Annotated in this window: 18 protein-coding genes; 8 read left to right on the top strand and 10 right to left on the bottom strand. The window is 61.1% G+C overall.

Annotated features, from left to right (window positions below):
* Positions 1-382: 382 nt before the first annotated feature.
* Both QZ307_RS11070 and QZ307_RS04360 read left to right on the top strand, forming a co-directional pair.
* Positions 383-970, top strand: a complete 588-nt coding sequence (locus QZ307_RS11070) for a type IV toxin-antitoxin system AbiEi family antitoxin domain-containing protein (protein ID WP_304424718.1) — start codon at positions 383-385, stop codon at positions 968-970.
* On the top strand, positions 967-1,812 hold the full coding sequence (locus tag QZ307_RS04360; protein WP_295996381.1) for a nucleotidyl transferase AbiEii/AbiGii toxin family protein: 846 nt from the start codon (positions 967-969) through the stop codon (positions 1,810-1,812). Before QZ307_RS11070 ends, QZ307_RS04360 begins: the two co-directional genes overlap by 4 nt.
* 74 nt (positions 1,813-1,886) lie before the next feature.
* Here the strand turns inward: QZ307_RS04360 and QZ307_RS04355 are convergent, their stop codons facing one another.
* From QZ307_RS04355 to QZ307_RS04335, 5 genes are all read right to left on the bottom strand, one after another.
* The gene (locus QZ307_RS04355; protein ID WP_295996380.1) at positions 1,887-3,518 is read right to left on the bottom strand and encodes a restriction endonuclease; all 1,632 of its coding nucleotides are present in this window, start codon (positions 3,516-3,518) and stop codon (positions 1,887-1,889) included.
* A gap of 81 nt (positions 3,519-3,599) precedes the next feature.
* Positions 3,600-5,204 carry a glutamine-hydrolyzing GMP synthase gene (guaA, locus tag QZ307_RS04350; RefSeq protein WP_295996377.1) on the bottom strand — a complete coding sequence of 535 codons (1,605 nt, stop codon included), beginning with the start codon at positions 5,202-5,204 and terminating at the stop codon, positions 3,600-3,602.
* A gap of 184 nt (positions 5,205-5,388) precedes the next feature.
* Entirely contained in the window at positions 5,389-6,267 is an 879-nt protein-coding gene (locus tag QZ307_RS04345) for a tyrosine-protein phosphatase (protein WP_295996374.1), read from the bottom strand.
* Between the two features lie 102 nt (positions 6,268-6,369).
* Complete coding sequence (locus tag QZ307_RS04340; RefSeq protein WP_295996370.1) at positions 6,370-7,827, bottom strand: dicarboxylate/amino acid:cation symporter; 1,458 nt, start codon at positions 7,825-7,827, stop codon at positions 6,370-6,372.
* Between the two features lie 102 nt (positions 7,828-7,929).
* Positions 7,930-8,301, bottom strand: coding sequence for a sulfurtransferase (locus tag QZ307_RS04335; protein ID WP_295996368.1), 372 nt, complete (start codon positions 8,299-8,301; stop codon positions 7,930-7,932).
* 510 nt (positions 8,302-8,811) lie between these two features.
* Here QZ307_RS04335 and QZ307_RS04330 point away from each other — a divergent pair.
* The 5 genes from QZ307_RS04330 (at position 8,812) to QZ307_RS04310 (ending at position 13,981) form a co-directional block, all read left to right on the top strand.
* Positions 8,812-9,096, top strand: coding sequence for a metalloregulator ArsR/SmtB family transcription factor (locus tag QZ307_RS04330; RefSeq protein ID WP_295996386.1), 285 nt, complete (start codon positions 8,812-8,814; stop codon positions 9,094-9,096).
* Between the two features lie 78 nt (positions 9,097-9,174).
* Positions 9,175-9,402, top strand: a complete 228-nt coding sequence (locus tag QZ307_RS04325) for a cation transporter (RefSeq protein ID WP_295996365.1) — start codon at positions 9,175-9,177, stop codon at positions 9,400-9,402.
* Positions 9,403-9,420: 18 nt separating this feature from the next.
* Positions 9,421-11,340: a heavy metal translocating P-type ATPase gene (locus QZ307_RS04320; protein WP_295996362.1), complete on the top strand. Its 1,920-nt coding sequence runs from the start codon at positions 9,421-9,423 to the stop codon at positions 11,338-11,340.
* Between the two features lie 278 nt (positions 11,341-11,618).
* Positions 11,619-12,869, top strand: coding sequence for a hypothetical protein (locus tag QZ307_RS04315; protein WP_295996360.1), 1,251 nt, complete (start codon positions 11,619-11,621; stop codon positions 12,867-12,869).
* Between the two features lie 80 nt (positions 12,870-12,949).
* On the top strand, positions 12,950-13,981 hold the full coding sequence (locus tag QZ307_RS04310) for a patatin-like phospholipase family protein (protein WP_295996358.1): 1,032 nt from the start codon (positions 12,950-12,952) through the stop codon (positions 13,979-13,981).
* A 361-nt stretch (positions 13,982-14,342) separates the two neighbouring features.
* Here QZ307_RS04310 and rplL read toward each other — a convergent pair whose 3' ends face one another.
* The 4 genes from rplL to QZ307_RS04290 form a co-directional block, all read right to left on the bottom strand.
* A complete protein-coding gene (gene rplL, locus QZ307_RS04305; protein ID WP_275206306.1) occupies positions 14,343-14,723 on the bottom strand; it encodes a 50S ribosomal protein L7/L12 in 381 nt (126 codons plus the stop codon).
* A gap of 91 nt (positions 14,724-14,814) precedes the next feature.
* The gene (gene rplJ / locus QZ307_RS04300) at positions 14,815-15,336 is read right to left on the bottom strand and encodes a 50S ribosomal protein L10 (RefSeq protein ID WP_295996355.1); all 522 of its coding nucleotides are present in this window, start codon (positions 15,334-15,336) and stop codon (positions 14,815-14,817) included.
* A 348-nt stretch (positions 15,337-15,684) separates the two neighbouring features.
* Positions 15,685-17,112: a helix-turn-helix transcriptional regulator gene (locus QZ307_RS04295; RefSeq protein ID WP_295996352.1), complete on the bottom strand. Its 1,428-nt coding sequence runs from the start codon at positions 17,110-17,112 to the stop codon at positions 15,685-15,687.
* A 144-nt stretch (positions 17,113-17,256) separates the two neighbouring features.
* Positions 17,257-18,882, bottom strand: a complete 1,626-nt coding sequence (locus QZ307_RS04290; protein ID WP_295996349.1) for an FAD-binding protein — start codon at positions 18,880-18,882, stop codon at positions 17,257-17,259.
* 445 nt (positions 18,883-19,327) lie between these two features.
* On the opposite strand from QZ307_RS04290, the gene QZ307_RS04285 reads away from it, so the two are divergent.
* Complete coding sequence (locus tag QZ307_RS04285) at positions 19,328-19,810, top strand: DUF1016 N-terminal domain-containing protein (protein WP_295996346.1); 483 nt, start codon at positions 19,328-19,330, stop codon at positions 19,808-19,810.
* Positions 19,811-19,867: 57 nt separating this feature from the next.
* Here the strand turns inward: QZ307_RS04285 and QZ307_RS04280 are convergent, their stop codons facing one another.
* Positions 19,868-22,045 (bottom strand): Tat pathway signal sequence, encoded by a 2,178-nt coding sequence (locus tag QZ307_RS04280; protein ID WP_295996344.1) that lies wholly within the window; start codon positions 22,043-22,045, stop codon positions 19,868-19,870.
* Positions 22,046-22,190 lie beyond the last annotated feature (145 nt).

Below are 22,190 nucleotides of genomic sequence, written 5' to 3'. Positions count from 1 at the left end.
GCCGCAAACGGCTGCACCACCCCACGGTACCGCCGCCGCTCCCCTATCCCGGGCAGCAGGGCAACAACGCATTCGGGCGCTTCGCGCCCAAAATGCATCTCACATCGCGACTCATGTGTATTCATATTTCTAGCATACTGCATCAATCGGCTCCAGTCTTGAACGAGACTGCGCCCCCAGACATTCGAAAACCTTTGCAAGATGAAACTATTGCGACTATTCCATAGCTCGGGAGGATTTAGTAGAGTAGCTGCATCAATCCGCGCCGCTATAAGAGCAGGCCTGTCACCCTGAGAGGTTGGCGTCAAAACGGATTGCGCGGGTGTTATAATTATGCTACATATTTCAAATTATATAGCATCATTATAACATTTGGAGGACAATGGACGAGAGGCTAGACAAGTTGATCGAGCGCAGATACGGCTTCGTTGCTACCTCTGAGGTTGTAAGCGCTGGAGTTCCCGCTATGGCACTTACCCGCGCGGTACAGTCGGGCGATCTCGTGCGCATCGAAAGGGGCATCTACTGCACCCCTGGCACATGGGAAGACGAGTACCTTGTGGCCAACTGGCGTTTCGGGCGGGGAGTGCTCTCTCATGAGACCGCGCTAAGCCTGCTAGACTTATCCGACGACACACCAGAGCGAATCACCATGACCTTTCCCCGTGGCTACAATACATCGCGGGTTGTAGCCTCGGGGATATGCGCAAAAACGATCGCTGCCGACCTTCTAACCCTCGGAGTTACAACAGTAGCAACCCCCTACGGAAACGAAGTACGTTGCTACGACGCAGAGAGAACCCTCTGCGACATGGTGCGAGGCACCTCCTCTCCTAATATGCAAGCACTTGTTCCCGCTATAACCACTTATATGTTATCGGCAAAACGCAACATCCCTAAACTCCTCGACACCGCCGACAAACTCGGTGTCCAAAACAAGATTGCACCTTACGTGGAGGTTCTCGCATGAGAACGAATAACGCCATGCAGCTTAAGGCAATCATCAAGAGGCGTGCCGCAGAAGCCGGCGTCTCACCGCAACTTATGCTGCAGAATTACATGCTGGAACGTTTGATAGACCGAATATCAAAATCCCCGTGGCGGAGCAGCATAATCGTGAAGGGAGGCATGCTCATCGGCTCGCTTATCGGCGTCGATCGTCGTTCGACAAAGGATCTCGACACCACAATCAGAAATTTCACCTTATCTCATCAGAAAGCCGAAGAGGTGTTTAGGGGCATCTGCCGAGTAGAGGTCGACGACGACATCGTCTTTGCATTTGCAAGAACAGAGGACATTCGCGACACCGATGATTATCCCGGAATACGCGTTTTCCTCAAAGCGAACTACGCGCCCATGTCAATCCCAGTCAAAGTCGACATTACTACTGGAGATGCGATAGTTCCAGAAGCGATGACCTACGAGTACCCCTTTGCGTTCGACGAAGGGAGCGCAAGGATCCTAGCATATCCCTTGGAAACAATTTTCGCCGAGAAACTAGAAACCGTGCTAACCCGCAGTACCGCAAACACACGTCTCCGCGACCACTACGACATTTACGAACTGTGGCACATAAGAGGAACCGAATGCAACATCCCCCTTCTGCGCGAAGCCCTCACTGCAACATGCGAAAAGCGCGGGAGCCTTGGCATTGTCCAGGACTACAAAGATATCCTTGCTTCAGTCAAAGCAAGCGACATCATGTCCCGTAGATGGAACAGCTACGTCAAAGATCACTCCTACGCCTCAGGCATATCATTTGCCGACACGTGCGAAACCGCCGAAAACATCATGAGCATGCTATTTCATTGATCGCAATATTCGCGTGCCTCTCAGCCTCAACGAACACAGACAGCACACGGCACGAAGAGCACATCGCCCCAGCATTAGCACAAAAGGCCAAAATCATCTTCAATTCGATTCATAAGCGAAGCGTATTGCTCACTAAGGACAACATCTGGATGCGCTCCCTTCGCAATACTTTCAAGACATGCGCCGTCTACCAAGAAAATGATTTTGCCCTGAAGTGCAAGCCTGCGAACCTGGTCTCGCACGACCTTGCTAAACCTCGAAGCAGAAATGACCATTCCCGCTTTTGCTCCCTTTGCATCCATCACGAAAGACAAGTTTCTCAGCACAGATATCCCAGTCAGCTCGACACGATTTTTGCATTCCACAAGCAGCATACAACCCAAGTCCCACGCCTTTTGATCTAGAGAACGATTCACATAGCAAAGATCAATCTCGCAATCATCCGCCCTAACGCGTCGACCCGCCAAACACCAAGCAGGAAGCGCTTCCAGCATGCAGGCAGCAACATCCTCGAGGGCGCGACCCTTTTCCGCAGCATTCCCCGCGTCGCAGGCACTCAGAAGCTCCCCAAATCTAACCCGGTCGAAAGGCTTTTCTCGTGAGTTTCGAATATCCAGGACCCCGTGCCGCGCAAGCAAGGGTGCCAACGCCTTTAGCTGATAAACTCTGGAGGGCGTTTCGGACGCAAAACGTCTCGTGAGCTCAGATTCCTCAATTCCACGAAGGAAGTCGGCGCAACGCCGCGCCATCTCCCTAAACGTTTTTAGATATAGGTCTTCCCCAACGGGCAATTCTACTCCTGAGACTTCCTCGAAACGGAAACGCTCTTTCAGTAGCTTCAGAAACTCAAAATACACTGTTTTGAGGGTTGCCCCGCTCCATTCCTCCCTGTAAAAGGAAAGCGCAAAGCAATAAAGTAGCGCCTTGAGCCAATCCTCTACCACCTCGTAGGGCTCAAAGGAGACACCGAATCCATTCAACGGATCCAGAATGATGGACTCCACATCTGGCTCCGTCCAAGAACCGACAATAGCTGAATCCGTCTGAGCCCCTACGTAGAGAGGATCGCCGCTAAGGCTCAGCCTTCGCGCTCCTTCCAGCAAAAGCTCCCACCTATGGGCCTGGGCATTGAAGTGCGGTGAGATAATACGTTTGCCCCTTACGCCGCGAAGCATAAAACCATTCGTCATAACTTGCCTGCAAAGAAGGAAAGGCTCCTCTTGCTCTAACCACGCATTCGCCAGCTGCTCGATCGCAAGCTGACAGCACTCCTGAGACGAATACGCTTCGCCATTCATCAGGAGAAAAAGAGCAAATTGATCATCTTCGTCCCGCCAGCGGCAAATTCCGATCTTCGCATCAGTTGATCCCCGTGCCCGACTGCGCAGGATCTCTACGCAACTTGCCTTGATCTCGTCTCCTTCGAGAATGCTGCGCTCGAACTGGATCGTGGGTCTAGGGGATGTTCTGAGGCCGCATGCCTCCTTAAGAACGACATCTTCAAACAAAGATACTTCGCCGCTCGGGCCAAAGCATCCATAGATTTCGTTATGATTCAGTCCATGAATATGGACAGCTTCCCGGTGATCTTTCCTGACATTTTCAATCTCGTCGAGAAAATCAAGTGGATGACTCAAGGTGTCCAAAGAAACAAATTCGAACCGCTCCCCGTCATCAAGAACTGACAGGTAAAGGTATTCGCGCATGCATCAATCCTATCGTCAAACTCGTAAATCACCCATCATGCGAAAAACAAACCACTCTTGGCGCTTCAGAACTTGCTTCCCCTACTCGAACTCAATAGTCGCGGGAGGCTTGCTCGTCACATCGTAGAACACGCGGTTCACTCCCGGCACTTCGGCCACAATGCGGCTGCTCATGCGGCCCAGCAGGTCGTAGGGCAGCTTCGCCCAGTCGGCGGTCATGGCGTCCGAGCTCTCCACGGCGCGCAGGATCACCGGGCGGGCGTAGGTGCGCTCGTCGCCCATAACGCCCACGGTGCGGATGTCGGGCAGCGCGGCGAAGTACTGCCACACGGAATGCTCGCTGTTGCGCTCGCCGGTCTCGGCGAACAGGCGCTCATTGTAGGCGTCCAACTCTTCACGCACAATCAGGTCGGCGTTCTTCAGGATCTCAAGCTTCTCGGCCGTCACCTCGCCGATGATGCGGATGGCCAGGCCCGGGCCCGGGAAGGGCTGGCGATGCACTATATAGTCGGGCAGCCCCAGGGCGGTGCCCAGCGCGCGCACCTCGTCCTTGAAGAAGTGGTCCAGGGGCTCGATCAGGTCGAAATGCACGCCCTCGGGGAAGGGAATGAGGTTGTGGTGGCTCTTGATGGTGCTCGCCTTGCCGCCGGTCTTGCGCGCGCCGCTCTCGATGATGTCGGGGTAGATAGTGCCCTGAGCCAGGAACTTCACGGGGCGTCCGTCGTCGGCCAGGTCCTCGGCCACGGCGAAGAACTCCTTCCAGAACTGGGTGCCGATGATGCGGCGCTTCTCCTCAGGGTCGGTCACACCGCGCAAAAGCTCCAGGTAGCGCTCCTCGGCGTGCACATGGATGAAGTCCACATCGAACTGCTTCGTGAACACCTCTTCCACTTCCTCCGGCTCGCCCTTGCGCAGAAAGCCGTGGTTCACGAATACGCAGGTCAGCTGCTTGCCGATGGCCTTGGCGCACAGGGCCGCCACCACCGACGAGTCCACGCCGCCGGAAAGGCCCAGAATGACGCGGTCCTCCCCCACTTCCTCGCGAATGGCCGCCACCGAGTCCTCGATGATGGAGTCCATGGTCCAGTCGGGCGTCAGCTCGCACACGTTGAACAGGAAGTTGCGCAGCATGGTCTGGCCGAACTCGGTGTGGCGCACCTCGGGGTGGAACTGGGTGGCGTACAGCTTGCGCTCCGGATACTCCATGGAGGCCACGGGGCACACCTCGGTGCGCGAGCTCACCGTGAAGCCCTCGGGCACGCGGCTCACAGCGTCGCGATGGCTCATCCACACGGTCTGCTCGCCCGGGGTGCCGTCGAACAGGGCCGACTCGCTGGCCCGCGTAATAAGCGCCGGGCCGTACTCGCCCTTCTCGGTATGGCCCACTTCGCCGCCGAGGGCCACGGCCATGGCCTGCTGGCCGTAGCAGAAACCCAGCACCGGAATGCCCAGGGCCAGAATCTCGGGGTCGATGGAGGGGGCGTCTTCCGCGTACACGCTGGCCGGGCCACCGGACAGGATAATGGCCGCCGGCGCCATGGCGCGCACCTCGGCGGCGGTAATGTCACAGGGCACGATTTCCGAGTACACGTGCAAATCGCGCACGCGACGGGCGATCAGCTGCCCGTACTGCGCGCCGAAATCGACGACGATGACCTTCTGCTCCGGGGTTGCGGACTCTGCCACGGTTCCTCCTAGGATGTCGCTAACGTTTTTCCGAATTCTACACCCAGCCAGCCAGGGGCTTTGTTTCCAATCGTCGAATTCTCGCTAAGCGCACGAGCCCGTTGCGAAACCGCGCCGCTCCGCGCTCGCAGCGCACAAGCAGCCGCACGACGCACCCCGGTGCGCAAGAGCCGCACACACGCGCCTACGCCAGATACTTCTCCCGCAGCGCCTTCTGCTTGTCGGGGCCGAAGTCCAGCCCGCGCTCCAGATACGTGGAGAAGGAGCCGTACTCCTTCTCCACTGCTGTCATGGCCGCCTCGTAGTAGTCGGAGAATGCGTAGAACAGCGAGTCCACATCGGCGTCGACGCCCTTCAACAGATGCAGCTTGTCCCGCACAGCGTCCAGCATGGTCTCGGCCCTATTGCGCACGAACAAGTTCGTGGCCAGGTAATCGCGCTTCACGAATTCCTCGGGCACGCCCAGGGCGCGCTCCACAATGACCGCCGCCAAACCGGCACGGTCCTTGCCCTCGGTGCAGTGCCACAGGTACGCGCCGCCATTGCCCTCCAACAGCACGTCCATAAACGAGCGATAGGACTCGCGGCCCTCATCGCCCAGCAGCATCTTGGGGTACAGGCTGCGCACCATCTCGTGTGGCCGCGCCGAATCGGCCGAAAGCGCCTTCAATTCCTGGGCCAAGCTGGCCCCGTGGGTAATGCCCACCGCCTCCATGCTGAAAGCCGGGAAGTCGTAGAACACCACGCCTTCCATGAGCTCCCGCGGGTCGGGCTCTTTGCTGCGCTCCACCGCAGTGCGGAAATCCACCACGCCTTCCAGACGATAGTCGGCCAACAATGTGGCAATATCCTGTTCGCTGGCCTTATGCAGGCACCCCGAGCGCAGCAGCTGCGCCGGTCGAATGCGACGACCATCGGCCGCTGGCAGGCCGCCCAAGTCGCGAGTGTTGTGCAGCTTCTCCAGCGGTATGTGGCCGAACTCGTTGAACCCGGGAATGGGCTCGGGCAGCTCAATATGACCCGCTGTCGTTTCCGTATCGTTCTGCTTCGTGCGCTCGTCCATGGAAAGCCCCTTTCGTCGTTTCCCTCATACTAGCGAGAAACCCGCGAAAGCAAGCCCGCGGACCCAAGCCGTCACAGTTCCGTAGCGCGTTGCCACAGCCCGTTAATGGCGCCCCGTCGCGACGCCGCGCGCCTGGTCCTCTAACGTCTCCGCGCCCGCTTCACTGGTGGCGCCCTCGTCGGCCGGCTTGCCCCGACCTACGCCCGCGCCTTCGGCAATTTCGCCATCGAAGAACGTCACGTCGCTCTGATCAGGCATATGATGCTTGTTCGCATAGCCCGACAGCATCAGCGTCAACGCGCCGTCGCCGGTAATGTTGCAGGCCGTGCCGAAGCTGTCCTGCAGCGCGAACACCGTCAGCACCAGGGCCGTGCCGGCTCCATCAAAGCCCAGCAACCCCGTGACCAGGCCCAACGACGCCATGACCGTACCGCCCGGCACCCCGGGCGCACCAATGGCGAACACGCCCAGCAACACGCAGAACACCAACATGGTGGGCAGACTGGGCAGGCCGCCGTACAGAATCTGCGACACCACCATGCAGAAGAACACCTCGGTCAGCACCGAGCCGCACAGATGAATGTTGGCGAACAGCGGCACGCCGAAGCTGACCATGTCGCGGCGCAGCGTCTTCGCCTGGCCGGCGCACTCCAGCGCCACGCCCAAGGTGGCCGCCGACGACATGGTGCCCACCGCCGTCAGATAGGCCGATCCGTAATGCTTCAGCACCTCCCAGGGGTTCGTGCGCGAATAGGCGCCCGCCGCCCCGTACAGCACGCCCAGCCAAATGAAGTGCCCCACCAGCACAATGGCAATAACCACGATGAACACGGGCAGCTGGCTGGTAACCACCCCCTCGTAGGACAAGGTGGCGAAGGTGCACACAATAAAGAACGGCAGCAGAGGGATGACAATCTTCACCACGATGGTAAGCACCATGCGCTGGAACTCCATCAGCAGCTCGGTGAAGCGGTCGGCCTTGGCCCACACCGCCGCCAGGCCAATCATAAGCGCCAGGGCCAAAGCGCTGGTCACCGACATGATGGCGGGAATTTCCAAGGGGAAGTTGAGATCGGGAATCTCACGCAGCGGCTCGACACTTTCCGCCAGGGCCAGATGCGGAATGATGCCGTAGCCCGCCGCCATGGAGAGCAGCGCTGCGCCTAGGGTAGACACGTAGGCCAGCAGCACCGCCACGCCCAAAATGCGCGATACGTTCGACCCAAGCCGCGCAATAGAGGGGGCAATGAACCCGATGATGATCAGCGGCACGCAGAACACAATAATCTGGCGCAGCACATCGCCGATGGTAGCCACCACGCTCATGACGCTTTCCGGGGCCAGCCATCCCAGCACCAATCCGGCGCCTACCGCCACCAGCAGGATGAACGGCAGGCTCGTCACCACGTGCTTTACCACCGCACCGGCGCTGGGGCGTTTCGCCGAAGCCGCAGCCGCGGCTCCCGTCCGATCTTCGGTCCCTTCCGCCGGGGCACTCGCATGGGCTCCAGGGCCCTTCGCCCCCGGCGTCCCGTTCTTTCCGTCTCGCTGCATCATCATGGACTCACTTTCCCCCGAGCCCCGATACGCCGCGGAGGCGGCGTGCGGACCTGTCCGCTTCACCACCTCCGACTGCGCATGAAACTTTCCGTGGGGCTCGATTTACTTCACGAAGCTTTCGCCCGCTGTCTCTACCGGACGAGCCGGATCCTTGATCCAGTCGTCCATGCTGCCCTGGTACAGGCGCAGCTGGTCATAACCCTGCTCGGCCAAAAGTTCGCACGCCATCTTGGCATGAGGGCCGCACTGGCAGTACACAATGGCGGCATCGTGCTGGCCAATGCCGTGATCCTGGAACATCTCCGCCAGCTCGGCGCCGGCATCGTCGGTCATCTGTGCCACGTCAAGGCGAATATTGACGGCCGTGGGAATGTGACCCGTATCGAAACGTAGGGTCGGGCGGACGTCCACCAGAGGCATCTTGCCAATATGCTCCTCAACGTAGTGGGCATCAACAACTTCATAGGCACTCATAGTTCTTACCTTTCTTCTGAGACCGCACGCGCATGGTGGAAACGCCGGCCAAAGTCCAGCGCCGTCAAACCAGCCAGCCAAGATAAGCCCGGTCGATCCGTGGCATCGTGCGCGCCTTGCGTTTTTTATCCTACCCCTCCCCTCGGCGAAGAGGACAAACGGTGCCGTAACGCATCGTTACAACTTGGTGCGAAAAGGTCATTGTTCATGAGAAGAACCGTCTCCCCTCTCGAGCTCTCGCAAGCGCGGTCCTCGGCCCTCCGTGCGCCTCAGGTCGCTCCCAAGTCTTCGCTCACTCAAAAACCCTCCCCCTCCCCCTTGACAGCACACGCGCCATGCCTATACTTATGAACAGTTGCTCATATGTTGTAATGTTCATAAGGAGACGCCATGAGCCAACCGACCACCATCGAGCAAGAAGCCTTCGCCGTCGTGCGCGACGCCCAGGCCCAGCTTGCCGACTGCCCCTGCGGCTGCAACCGCGATGCCACCGGCCCCCTCTTCGAGGAAATGCCCGACGAGGAGCTGCTGTTCGACGTCGCCGACCTGTTCAAGGCCTTCTCGGATACCACGCGCATCAAGATTCTGTTCGCCCTTATGGGCCGCGATCTTCCCGTCAACGAAATTGCCGAGGCCGTGGGATGCTCCCAAAGCGCCGTCAGCCATCAGCTGCGCACCTTGAAGCAAGCGCGTCTCGTCCGCGCCGAACGCGCCGGCAAGAACGTCATCTACGCCCTGTCCGACGACCACGTCTACACCATGCTCGCCCAGGGCATGACCCACGTCTGCGAATAACCGTTCGGAATAAACCCCCGCGGGCGCCGCAAGCCAAGCCCGCACCCGCTAAGCTGCACCCCAAGGAAAGGACCAATCATGCGAAAGTCGTTCAAGCTCGAGAACCTCGACTGCGCCAACTGCGCCGCCAAAATGGAAGCCGGCATCAACGAGCTGCCCGGCGTGAACAAGGCCTCCATCTCGTTCATGACCAGCAAGCTGATGATCGACGCCGACGCCGCCAATGCCGACGAACTGGCCCCCATCCTGGACGCCGCCCAAGCCGTCTGCACCAGCTACGAAAAAGACTGCCGCATCGTCCGCTAGCTTCCCAAAGGATCCATTATGAGTCCCAAGCAAAAGCGCCTCTTGACGCGCATCATCATCGCCCTGGTGCTGTTCGCCGCCATCGAAGCCGCCAGCCTCACGGGCGTCCTGCACAACCTGTTCGGCGACCCCGGCGCCATCTACGCCGAGTTCGTCCTCTTCCTTATCCCCTACCTCATCGCCGGCTACGACGTCATCGGCGGTGCCCTGCGCGGCTTGGCCCACGGCCACGCCCTCGATGAGGACTTCCTCATGACCATCGCCACCTTCGGCGCCTTCGCGCTGGTGTTTTTCCCCGACACCGACCCGCACATGGCCGAGGGCGCAGCGGTTATGCTGTTCTTCCAGGTAGGCGAGCTGTTCCAAAGCTACGCCGTGGACAAATCCCGCAAGTCCATCGCCGACATGATGGACATTGCCCCGGAATTCGCCAACGTCATGGTAGAGGGCAAGCTAGAGCAGGTGGATCCCTTCGAGCTGGCCCCCGACGACGAGTTCATTGTCATGCCCGGCGAGCGCATTCCGCTTGACGGCACCATTGTCGACGGCGACAGCCAGATCGATACCGCCGCCCTGACCGGCGAATCGGTGCCGCGCATGGCGAAGCCCGGCGACGAGGTCATTTCCGGCTGCGTGAACCTTACTGGCAAGCTGGTGGTGCGCGCCAGCAAGGCCTACGAGGACTCCACCGTGAGCCGCATTCTGGAGCTGGTAGAGAACGCCGCCGAGAAGAAAGCCCGCACCGAGAACTTCATCACCCGCTTTGCCCGCGTCTACACGCCGGTGGTAGTGGGCGTGGCCGCCCTGCTGGCCGTTATTCCGCCGCTGCTGTTCGGCGGCCAGTGGTCCGACTGGATCCTGCGCGGCCTTACCTTCCTGGTGGTCTCGTGCCCCTGCGCCCTGGTCATCTCGGTGCCCCTGTCGTTCTTCGGCGGCATCGGCGGCGCCTCGCGCCTGGGCATTCTGGTGAAGGGCTCGAACTACCTGGAGGCCCTGGCCTCCACCGAAACCGTGGTCTTTGACAAGACCGGCACTCTGACCGATGGCACCTTCGCCGTCACGGAAATCCGCCCGGCGGCCGGCATGAGTCCTGACGACCTCATTGCCGTAGCCGCTCTGGCCGAGGCCTACTCCACCCACCCCATCGCCGCTTCCGTGCGCGCCGCCTTCGGACGCGACATCGATCATGACCGCATCGATCGCGTCGAGGAGGTCAGCGGCCGCGGCGTGGAGGCCGTCATCGACGGCAAGCAGGTCTTCGTGGGCAACGACAAGCTCATGGCCGATCACGGCATTGCCTTCGACGCCCCCGACGCCGTGGGCACCGTGCTTCACGTGGCCGTGGACGGCCGCTATGCCGGCTACATCATCATTGCCGACACCATCAAGCCCACGGCCGTAGAAGCCATCACCGCCCTGCGCGACGCCGGCGTGCGCAAGACCGTCATGCTCACCGGCGACCGCACCGACGTGGCCCGCGCCGTGGCCGAGAAGCTGGGCATCGGCGAAGTGCGCGCCGAGCTGCTTCCCCAGAACAAAGTGGAGGAAGTGGAGCGTCTGCTGCACGCCACCGAGGAGCAGACCCGTGGCAACGGCAAGCTGGCCTTCGTGGGCGACGGCATCAACGACGCCCCGGTGCTCACCCGCGCCGACATCGGCATCGCCATGGGTGCCATGGGCTCCGACGCCGCCATCGAGGCCGCCGATGTGGTGCTCATGGACGACGACCCGCGCTCCATCGCCCGCGCCATTGGCGTGGCCCGCAAGACCATGGCCATTGTGTGGCAGAACATCGTGTTCGCCCTCGGGATCAAGTTCGCCGTGCTCATCCTGGCCGCCTTCGGCATTGCCAACATGTGGATGGCCGTCTTCGCCGATGTGGGCGTGGCCGTCATCGCCATCCTCAACGCCATGCGCGCCATGAACGTCAAGAAGTAGGCTGCCGCCAGGATAGGTCCCAGCCGCCCTGGCGGCACGGAGCCCCGAAGCGCTCCCGCCCTTCGTTCCGCACCCGTCCTCCGGTCACAACGCGAATACCAACCTCCTAAATCAGCATTTCGGCAACCAGAAGTTCACAGACCCGTCCATAGCCCCCCGAACCAGCGTCGGGGGGCTATGCTTTTATCACGCGATGCAAACGCGCCCAAGCGCGTCCCGGGCGCACGGCCCGGCCGGCAGCGCCAACTGTTGGTTCCCAACCACTATGGAGGTTTGACATGAAAGACGAGAAGGAGACTCAGCGCCTCACCGACGAGAGCATTCACGTAATGGAGGGGTTCGATCCGTCCATTCTTGAGAATGTTACTGCCCCGGTGGTCTCGCTGTACATTCCGGTGCATCATTCCGAGCGCGAAGAGCGCCGCGACGAGTGGGACGCCGACATGTTCAAGGATCTTATGAAGGACGCCGAGCGCACGCTGGCCGAGTCCTACGACAAGGACGCCTACAAGGGCATCGAGAAGCGCGCCAAGTATCTGCTCGACCACGCCGATATGCCGCTGTGGATTCACGCCGGCGAGGGCCTGGGCTTCCTCATGAGCAACGACGCCGTGTACGTGTACAACCTGTTCTTCGCCCCCGAGCCCATGGTGGCCGCCGGCGAGACCTACTTCGTGAAGCCGCTGCTGCGCAACTTCCAGTACGGCACCGAGTACTACGTGCTGGAGCTGGGCAACGACCGCTTCAGCTGGGTAAAGGGCGACCGCACCCACGCCACGCGCCAGGAACTCCCGAAAGAAGTGCACGACTACTTCAGCCAGCTGTTCGCCGACAGCGATGAAACCGAGGCCGACGTGCGCAAGCACGAGGAAGGCGCCCTGGACTTCGTGAGCCTTGAGGGCCACGATTCCCAGTACCACGACCGCAAGAGCCGCAACGAGGTGAAGAAGGAAGACGCCCAGCAGTGGTTCCGCTACGTGAACAAGGCCGTGGACGACTATCTGGTGCGCGACGACACCACCCCCATCATCCTGTGCTGCGATCCTGAGTACGTGAACGAGTTCCGCAAGATTTCCACCCTGCGCCACCTGCTGCCCGTGGGCATCGAGAAGGACCCCGCCGGCTTGAACGGCAAGGAGCTGCTCGAAGAGTCCCTGGCCGTTATGGACGGCATCCGCGATGCGAACATCAAGGAAACCGCCGAGAAGTTCGCCGGCGACAAGGCCCACAACAAGGCCTCGGACGACTGGGACAACATCGGCATGGCCCTGGCCGAGCGTCGCGTGAAGGCCCTGTTCATGGTGAAGGGCAAGGTGCTCCCCGGCGGCTTCGACATCAACACCGGCACCGTCACCTTTGATCCCAACGCCAACCCGGTCGACAACGGCTACATCGATCCGGCCGCGCCCGACATCACCGATGCCTTCGCCAAGGCCGCCCTGCTCCAGGATGCTCACATCTACATCGTCGAGCAGGATCAGATGCCCACCGACCAGCCCATCGCCGCCCTGTACCGCTACGCCGAGTAACGAACCGCGCGCCCAAAGGCTTATACTAAAAGGGAGCTCTTCGGAGCTCCCTTTTTTCGTGTCGAGAAAGCGTGATTTCCGTGATCGAGAACTCCCCCCATAGATGCCCCGCGCAAGCCAGTTCAACTGACGTCGAAACTGACGCACCTAAGACGGACGCCCTTGCGGCCAATGGCAGCGGCGCGGACCAACGTCCCACGAGCCGCCCTGCCGATCTTGCTATCAACCAGCCCGATGTGGCGCTCATCTTCGAGGGCGGCGGCATGCGCAACAGCTACACGGCTCCCATGGTGGTGGAACTGCTGGCCCGCAACCTCAACTTCGGAAAGGTCTACGGCATTTCTGCGGGATCCAGCCACACGGTGAACTACCTGGTGCGCGACCCTGTCCGCGCTCGCGCCTCCTTCGTGGAGCTGGTGCAGTACCCCCGCTTCGGCGGCTGGGGCAGCTTTTTGCGCGGCACCGGGTACTTCAACGGTCCCTACCTCTACGAGGAGCTCATTGAAACGGCACCGCCCGACGATCCCATGCGCTTCGACTGGAACACCTTCCGCGCCAATCCCGCCGACCTACACATCGAGGCCATGGACTGGGATACCGGCGAAACCGTTGCCTGGACCAAGGCCGACATGGTAAACGCCCATGACGTGGGACTCATGGTACGCGCTTCGTCCACCATGCCCATTTTTATGCCGCCCACTACTGTTGCCGGGCGCACCTACGTGGACGGTGGCATGGGCGACAGCTGGGGCATTCTGCTGAACGCCGCCCGCGCCGACGGCTTCGAACGCTTCTGCATCATCCGCACGCAGCCCCGCGGCTACCGCAAGAAACCCATGGGGCGTGGAGCCCAGGCCCTGTTCCGCGCCGCCTTCCGCAAGCATCCCCTCGTGGCCGAGCGCACTATAGCGCGCTGGCAGCCCTACAACCAGTTGTGCGACGAAATCGAGCAGCTCGAGCAATCGGGCGCCGCCTGGGTGTTCTACCCCGACACCATGGAGGTCACCAACAAAACCACCGACTACCAGGCCCTCGTCAAATCCTACGAAACCGGCCAAGCCCAAGCCCAGCGCGACATCGACAGCCTGCAGGAGTGGCTTGCTCGGCCATAGTCTTAATTCAGTTGGCTGGAATCCCATTTCTGCAGTAAGGCAGGGCGGATTGGCTGCGAAAGTTCGATTTTGGAACCGACCATCGCCAAAACACTGCTTATCCCCCTTCAATTGGCTGCGAAACGACGGTCTTGGAACATCCTTTTACGATCGTGGTTCCAAAATCGCTGTTTCTCAGCCAATCCGACTCGAACAACCTTCGTTTCGAGCGCTTTCGCTCCAAAATCGTCAATATGCAGCCATTTGCCCCACCCCTGCCCCGCGCATACTAACAAACAGCCGTACGCAACAAAAGAACCCCCGCCAAAGCGGGGGTTCTTGCATAACCGTAAAGGTTGGAGAAGTGTTCGCTTGCGCGAATTTACTTCAGGGTCACAGCGGCGCCGGCTTCCTCCAGCTTGCCCTTGATCTCCTCGGCCTTCTCCTTGTTCACGCCCTCGGCGACCGGCTTCGGAGCGCCCTCGACGACCTCCTTGGCCTCCTTCAGGCCCAGGCCGGTGATCTCGCGGACAACCTTGATGACGGCGATCTTGTTGTCGCCGAAGCCCTCGAGCACAACGTCGAAGTCGGACTTCTCCTCGGCAGCGCCGCCCTCAGCCGGAGCAGCACCAGCGGCAGCCACAGCCACGGGGGCAGCGGCGGACACGCCGAAGGTCTCCTCGATGTCCTTCACGAGCTCGGAAGCCTCGAGCAGGGACATCTCCTTCAGAGCCTCAAGAATCTCTTCACGGGTAACAGCCATGTTAGTTTCCTTTCAAAGGGGGCCGGCACCTCTTTGCGCCGACCGCAAGTTTTCTTGTTTCTAAGCGACCCGTCTCAGGCCGCGCGAGCTGTTAGGCAGCTTCCTTCTGATCGGCCACGGCCTTGATGACCTGGGCCATGCCACGGGGCACACCGTTGATGCTGGTGGCCAGACCGCGAGCGACACCGGAAATAGCACCGGCGATCTTCGCCATGAGCTCCTCGCGAGAGGGCAGGGACGCGATGGCCTCCACCTCGGTGGCGGAAACGGCAGCGCCTTCCATCAGGCCGCCCTTGATCTCCAGGTTCTCGTTCGCCTTGGCAAAGTTCTTCACCGCCTTGGCGGAAGCAGCCACATCACCGCCGGCGAACACGAAGGCGCTGGGGCCTTCCAGCAGATCGTCCAGCGTGGGCAGCTCGGCCTCGGCCAGGGCCAGGTGAACCAGCGTGTTCTTGTAAACCTTGATGACCGAGCCGGCCTCGCGGATATCGCGACGCAGCTGCTGCATCTCCTTCACGGTCAGACCACGGTAGTCGACCACCCACATGGCGGAAGCGCCGTCGAGATCCTCCTTGATGGCAGCGAGCATCTCTTTGTTCTGAGCATTGGGCATAGGGTACGTACACCTCCTTTTCAAGCACTCGGGTTCCGCCCTTCACGGGTGGGCCGCCTGCCTGAAAAGGAAACGGCCCCCGCCCATAAGACGGAGGCCGCACGAATTCACGGAAGCGAATCTTGTCGACCACCTCGGCGGGCCGCTTGCGCGATTAAACCTTGAGCGCTTCCCTGGCGGGCCGCGCGGCGGGTGCCTGCTGTCTTAAGTAGCGGAACAGTTCTGTTCGGTTGCTGCTGATTTGAGCAGCTTATCTAGTATAGGGCGAAGAACGGCGCCGTCAAGAGGCCAAGGGCGCCTCTTCAAAAAATGTCCGCGGACGGCTCGTGAACGACCCTCCCCTTCCCCTTACGCCCGCTGGGCAATACCCATAACCTCGAAAAGCTCCTTGCGGGAGTTGACCCCCACCTTCTCGTAGATATGGCGCGTGTGGGCCTTGAACGTGCCCTCGGCAATGAACAGCTCCTGCTGAATGACGCGACCGGTTTTTCTCTCGGCCAACAGCGCCAGCACCTCGGTTTCGCGCGGGCTCAGGCGATAGGTCTCCGCCAGTTCCTGGACGCGCACGGCTGTCTGCTCCTCTTCTTCCGTGCGCTCCACCAGGCCGCCGGCATCCAGAATGCCCACGCCCCACTTGCTGGCCAGCTCTTTCTCCGAGAACAGCAGCACCGTGGCCGCCAGGATGAGCACCCCCACAATAGCTGTCACCACCACGTTCTCAGTGGCTGCCGGCAGCCCCAAAAGTCCCAGCCCGTCGGTGGCCGCCCCGCCCAACACCTGGAACAGCTGCTCGGCATTCTTCACCGCCATGAACGCCACAATGGCCACGCCCATGCGCTTGGAGATGTCGTAGAGCAGAAACATGACCAGGAATGACATGAGCGAGAAGCTAATGGAGATAAGCCAGCTGGAGGCGGCGCTGCCCAGCAGGCTCTCGGCGGGCACCAGCAAAAAGCCGCACACCATGAGCACCACGGGCGAACGGTACAAAAGCCCGATGTTGAAGCGCTTCGAGGCAAAGTACGCCGTCAGGAACAAGACCGCCATCAGCACAAACGTAGAAACAGACGAATGCTGGCCGGCTCCGGCCGTCAGCTGGTTGGCGCGCATGCCGTAGGCAAACGCGTACAGGCCGTACAGCGCGAACAGCTTCCACGGATAGGAGAACTTCGGCACACCGCGCTTGGGCCGCTCGGCCGTCGGCACCTGGCCATAGGCGTTCTGCAGGTAGAGCGCCGCCAGCACCGGCAAGAGCACCAGCGCCGCCTGGGCAGCTACGCCCGTCATCGACTGGCAGAAGAACGTGATCACGGTGCCCAGCAGCATGGCCGCGGACAGGAACAAGAAGATGCGCAGCAAGCTGAAGGTGGCCAGCACCTCGGCCGCCAGCAGCAGAAACAGCCCATAGCCCAGACCCGCCGCCAACGACCCGATTATCATCAACGGGAACGAGAATGCGGGCAACCACCACGCTGCCACACAGCACAGCGACGCCACCACCATACCAGCCGCCGACGCCGTCTTCACCCATCGGTTTTCGTTCAAGGGAATAAACCGTCGGAAGCACAGCACCAGCAAGAGGCTGATGGCAATATAAGCCGCATCGAAGGTAAGGTGCGGATCGAAACTCCACGGCACCTCCGCCAGCACCGCCGCGCCCGTTCCCGTAAAGGTAAGCGTCGCCCAGGCGCGGGCGCACCCGTAGGCCACTATATAGAGGCGGCCGCCCGCCATCAGCGCACGGCGTTCCGCCGCGCTTTCGCGTTCCCCGAGCACTGCCTCCCCTTCCCCATCGTTTAACAAGAAGTCAATTGTTCAAGGAATCAATTTTTGCACAAAAGGCCGGCGACCTGCAACGGTCGCCGGCCCGGAGGGAATGCGCCGAGCTTGGGGAGGGAGCAGCTCGGCGTTCGGGAGAGCCTAGAGGCCAGCCACGTAGCGACCCGTGGCAAAGCCGGTGGTGATGGCGCGGCCTACGGACAGGCCCTCGATGTCCATCGGGTAGTTGCTGTTGCCGAAGAACGGACCAGAGGCGTTGCCCACGGCGAACAGGCCCTCGATCGGCTGCATGTTGGCGTCGAGGCACTGGAAGTGGTCGTCGCACCACAAGCCGTCCACCAGCGCATCGATGTTGTTGGCGCCGCGGGGCACCGCGTAGCAGGGAGCCTCGATGGGCACCATGTACTCGTCGCGCTTGCCGAAGTCCTCATCGCCCTTGCCGGCCTTCACCAGCTCGTTGTAGCGGTTGATGGACTCCACAATGGCCTCGACGGTGTAATCGTGGGCCCACTGCTCCTGGTCGGCGTAGGCAATCATGTTCGCGGCCAGCTCCTCCAGGGTGTCGCCCTTGATCCAGGCCTCCGGGTCCACGTTGCGGTAGGCGTTGTGGATGGAGATGTCGGAGAAGTCCTTCCACTCCTCGTAGTGCTCTTCCCAGTTCGTGGGCACGATGGAGAAGAACTTCACGGCGGTGGAGTCGGCAAAGTCGACCTCGGCCAGGTACTTGTTGGTGAACTCGTTCAGGTAGCCCATGCGGCAGCAGCCCTCGTCCATGAAACGCTTGCCATGACGGTCCAGGAACAGGTAGGGCATCTCGAAGCGCACCTTCGGGCCCTCGCCGTGCACCATCTTGGTGTGGGAGGCGGGGCACATCTGAGCACCGGCCCACAGAGCGGCCTTCAGGCCCGTGCCGTTGCGGAAGTCCACGGCCTGGTGCAGGCCCTTCGCGTCGGGGGTGAAGAACTCGAGCATCTCGGAGTCGCCCACGTAGTCACCGGCAGCCATGATGACGCCCTTGGCGGCCTTCAGCAGGATGTGCGAGCCGTCGGCCGTCTCGCCGATGGCGCCGGCCACGCGGCCGTCCTCCACGTACAGCTGCACGCAGGGAGTCTCGAAGAAGATCTCGGCGCCCTCGGCCTGCACGGCGTCGCCGATGATGAGCGCGCCCTTCTGGTGGCCCTCGTCATGGAAGTAAGTGTTGGCATGGAAGAACACCTCGTGGCCGTTGCAATTCACCGTGTAGTCGTAGGGCTGCGACTCGCTGCCGCCCTGAGCGGCCGCATCGGCCCACCAGGCCAGCGCTTCCTGGGAGTTGCGGGCCCAGGTTTCCACCTGACCCATGTTGGCACGATAGTCGCTCTTGTAGTTGATGAAGGACAGCGCCGCCTTGATGCCGGCCTCGCTGGTCTTGGTCAGATCGATGGAGGCGCCCATGTTGCCTGCGGTCTGCACAATGGACAGGCTCTGCAGCGCGCCCACCGTAGCGCCGGCCTCCAAGGCGGCATGCATGGCGGAAAGGCCCGACTCGCCGGCGCCTACCACTACCACGTCGAACTCATGGGTCTCGGCGAAGTCGGTAATCTCCGCCGGCTTCTGCAGGAAGCTGGGGCCCATATAGGTGGAACCGTCCTCGGCGGCGGCGCTACCGGTGCTGGCCAGCTTCGGCTGCCCGCAGCCAGCCAGCGCGCCGGCAGTGGCGACGCCCATGGCGGCCAGGCCGCCGAACTTGAACAGGTCACGACGAGATACGTTCTTTGCGTTGCTCATGATGGGTTCCCTTCCCTCTCTCGTAAGGCCGTCCCGCCCTTGGAGACGACCGCAGCCTCGGCTGCCGTTCCTGCAGCACCCTCGCTGCGAGACGAACTATGCCGCCCCGCGAAAAATCCCGCATCGACCAACGAGGAAAAAGAAGTTTAAAGCTTTAAACCACCCTATAAACCCTCCGCTTGAACTGGGAAAACGTCATGGGATAACCGCATATCCCGTTTCTCAAGCGTCCAGAGATCCCCTGCAATCTGTCAAGACTGCTTGACCCAAACCACTACTCGTCTCATTGCTGACGCGCCTTTCTTTCCGTCCATTAAATCTGCGGTTGCGCGCACTATCCCACCCCTCTTCAACTTGCTAGAATGCCAAGCCAAGAAACGACTCTGCACCAAAGCGCGGCGCACATGTCAACCATGCCAAACAGCAAACATAGGCGGTGGATCCAATGGAAAGCGAAAGCGTCAAAAAGAGCGACTCGACGAGCCCGACCGCTCTCACTCCCGATTTCTATCATCCCGTAAAAGAGATCCTGACCGCCGCGCGTCACTCCGCTTATCGGGCGGCGAACTTTGCCATGGTGCAGGCTTATTGGGAAATCGGACGCAGCATTGTTGAGCAGCAAGGCGGCGAACGAGCAGAGTACGGGAAGCGCCTGGTTGCAGAGCTCTCGAAGCGCCTGACAGCAGATTTCGGGAAGGGATTCGACAAGCGCAACCTCTGGAATATGAGGTCATTCTATCTCGCCTTCCCGAAAGTGAACGCACTGCGTACACAATTGAGCTGGACGCACTACAGAGCGTTGCTCAAGGTAAAAGATGCTGAAGCCCGCACCTGGTACATGAACGAATGTGCCGATGCAAATTGGAGCACGCGTCAACTCGAGCGGCAAATAGAAGAGGGCATCCCCGGGGAATGCATCCCAGAATAAACAAACGGGCGACCCCACAGGGTCGCCCGTTTAACTTGCCGAATGATCTCGCCGGCTCTAGGCAGCCTTGTTGCCCTCCGCTGCTCCCGCGGCGGCGTCGGTGGCGGCGTCGCCCTCGGCGGCTGCGGCGGCGTTCTGGGTGTCGGTGCCATCGGCCACTTGCTCCGGCGTCTGGGCCGCGCCGTTGTCCTCCACCACATCGTCTTGAGGCTCGCCCGAGGCGTTCTCGGCAGGCTTGCCATCGGTCCCCAGAATTTCATAGGCCGGGCTCACGTTGGAGCCAGCCGCTTCCACGTAGGTAAAGTTGATGGAGTCGCCCTCCTTGTAGCCCACAATGTCGAGCAGACCCGGCAGCGCGAAGTCGAAGACCGAGCCGTCCTCCCCTTCCACGGTCACGTAGAAGTGCGTGTTGCCGTCGATGACCGCCTGGTTCATGGAGCGGATCGTACCCTTCACGGTTACCACGTCGGTGGTGCCGTCCTCACCCTCGGCCACCACGCCATTGGTGGCCAGCAGCGCCTCGTAGGCCTTCTGGGTGTCGGCCACCGTATCGCCCACGGCCACGTTCTGGTAGCGCTGGATGTCGATCATGGCAAACTTCTTCACCAGACCCGCGCCATCCTTCAGCGCCATGAAGTAGGTGGGCTGGTTCGACACGTTGATCAGCAGCGGGAAGGTGGCGGTGTAGCGCAAGTTCTGCACCTGGCCCTCGGCCGAGTTCATGGCCGAGTCCTCGGTGGCGCCGGACACGCTGTAGAAATGCGATTCCTGGGTGCGCTGGTTCACCAGCACAAAGCCGATGATGGAGTTGTCGGCCGTGGCCGAGGTGACGCCGGTGTAGACCCACACGTCATCGTCCTTGGCCAGATAGTTGTAGCCCAAGGTGCCGTCGGTGCCCGGCGTGGTGCGCACCACGCCCTCCTGGCCCAGGAACGAGTTGAGCCAGCCGTTGTTGTAGGAGCCCCACCAGTTGTACTGCTGGATGAGCAGCTCGGCCGGGAACACACGGTCCACCCACTCGGGGCAGTCCTCCACGGCCAAGTCCTGCGTCTCGCCCGTGGTGGCGTCGCACAGCACCACGCGGCTGATGGTCTGGCCGCCGAAGAGACCGATGGTGAAGTCCTTCACGGGGCAGATCCACCAGGGATGGCCGTCCTCGTCGATCTCAAAGGACTTCTCGTCGAACATGTAGAAGGGGTACTTCAGCTGCACATGACGGTCGATGTTACGCACCAGAGGCTCGCTCTGGGAATAGTAGATGGGGCTGTCGCCCAAGCGCACAATCTCGGCGTCCTGGGTGGTCATGTCCACCAGCGCATAGGCCGGAATACCGCCCTCGCGGTTCGTGAACCACTTGAACAGGTCGGCGTAGTTCAGCGGACTCACGCGCACCGGCGTGCCCTGGTAGTTGATCTGCGAGTACAGGCTCGACACCTCGAACTGGCTGACGTACTCGGGAATGGAGCCCATCTCGCGGCTGCCCAGCAAAATGGCCGAGTCGCGATCGATAACGGGAATCTCGTTGTAGTTGACCTCCTTGATGTCCTGGGCAAACTCCAGGGTGTCAGTCTTCAGCACATTGGAGTACTTCTCGGCGTTGCCCGGGAAAATGGCCATGGACATAACCGCGCCGATGGCCACCAGCACCACCACGGCAATGGGAATAAACGACAGCACGCGGAAGGTCTTCGCCTTGCCCTCGTTCTGGGTAATTTCCTTGGTGCCCGTGCGGTACTGCTTCGACTTCATCCAAAAGAACAGGAACACCGGCAGAAGGATAACGATGAACACGAAGGTCCAGAAGTCCGTCGAGTGAATGTTGATGGCCGGATGGAACCACCAGTAGGCGCCGGCAATAACCAGCAGGGCCACAATAATAAGCAGCACCAGGGTCTTCTTGCCCGGCAGATGGAAGTCGTTCGCCAAGAACTCGAAGTTCACCGGGCCGTCGCCGTCGCCCGAGCCGCCCTTGCCGCCGTCATGGCCGCTGCCTCCGCCGAAACCGCCGAAGCCGCTGAAGGGGAAGCCTCCGAAGCCACCTACGCCGCCGCGGGAGCCCGAAGCCCCGCGACCGCCCTGCGAGCCGCCAGCGCCGGCGCCCGTTGCGCCCGCTCCCGCAGCCCCCGAGGAAGCCCCATCAGCCCCGGCGCTACCAGCGCCCGAGCCCACGTTGTCGGTGTTCATGCCCGACTGCTGAAGCGCCTCCAGCAGGGCATCCAAACCAGATTTCGCCACGTAACTCATCCTCTCTTGATGCGCGTCCGAGACAATTCCTCGAACGCTCCCGTCGGCCGATCGGGCGGCTCGGTCCCCGCCACGTCGCACCGCCGAGCGCGGGCCCCTCGCCCGCTAAAGGTTTCGTGACACCATACCAGAACGG

The sequence above is a fragment of the uncultured Adlercreutzia sp. genome (assembly GCA_910585575.1).
Lineage (GTDB): Bacteria > Actinomycetota > Coriobacteriia > Coriobacteriales > Eggerthellaceae > Adlercreutzia.
Note: the sequence above shows the minus strand (reverse complement) of the source record. Positions and strands in the feature narration are given on the sequence as shown.

Coding starts and splice junctions, on each gene's coding strand:
- QZ307_RS04335 (WP_295996368.1), bottom strand. CDS start 8,301: ATGAGTGCCTATGAAGTTGTTGATGCCCACTACGTTGAGGAGCATATT.
- QZ307_RS04285 (WP_295996346.1), top strand. CDS start 19,328: ATGGAAAGCGAAAGCGTCAAAAAGAGCGACTCGACGAGCCCGACCGCT.
- QZ307_RS04320 (WP_295996362.1), top strand. CDS start 9,421: ATGAGTCCCAAGCAAAAGCGCCTCTTGACGCGCATCATCATCGCCCTG.
- QZ307_RS04345 (WP_295996374.1), bottom strand. CDS start 6,267: ATGGACGAGCGCACGAAGCAGAACGATACGGAAACGACAGCGGGTCAT.
- QZ307_RS04355 (WP_295996380.1), bottom strand. CDS start 3,518: ATGCGCGAATACCTTTACCTGTCAGTTCTTGATGACGGGGAGCGGTTC.
- QZ307_RS04330 (WP_295996386.1), top strand. CDS start 8,812: ATGCCCGACGAGGAGCTGCTGTTCGACGTCGCCGACCTGTTCAAGGCC.
- QZ307_RS04340 (WP_295996370.1), bottom strand. CDS start 7,827: ATGATGATGCAGCGAGACGGAAAGAACGGGACGCCGGGGGCGAAGGGC.
- rplL (WP_275206306.1), bottom strand. CDS start 14,723: ATGGCTGTTACCCGTGAAGAGATTCTTGAGGCTCTGAAGGAGATGTCC.
- rplJ (WP_295996355.1), bottom strand. CDS start 15,336: ATGCCCAATGCTCAGAACAAAGAGATGCTCGCTGCCATCAAGGAGGAT.
- QZ307_RS04290 (WP_295996349.1), bottom strand. CDS start 18,882: ATGAGCAACGCAAAGAACGTATCTCGTCGTGACCTGTTCAAGTTCGGC.
- QZ307_RS04315 (WP_295996360.1), top strand. CDS start 11,619: ATGAAAGACGAGAAGGAGACTCAGCGCCTCACCGACGAGAGCATTCAC.
- QZ307_RS04325 (WP_295996365.1), top strand. CDS start 9,175: ATGCGAAAGTCGTTCAAGCTCGAGAACCTCGACTGCGCCAACTGCGCC.
- QZ307_RS04360 (WP_295996381.1), top strand. CDS start 967: ATGAGAACGAATAACGCCATGCAGCTTAAGGCAATCATCAAGAGGCGT.
- QZ307_RS11070 (WP_304424718.1), top strand. CDS start 383: ATGGACGAGAGGCTAGACAAGTTGATCGAGCGCAGATACGGCTTCGTT.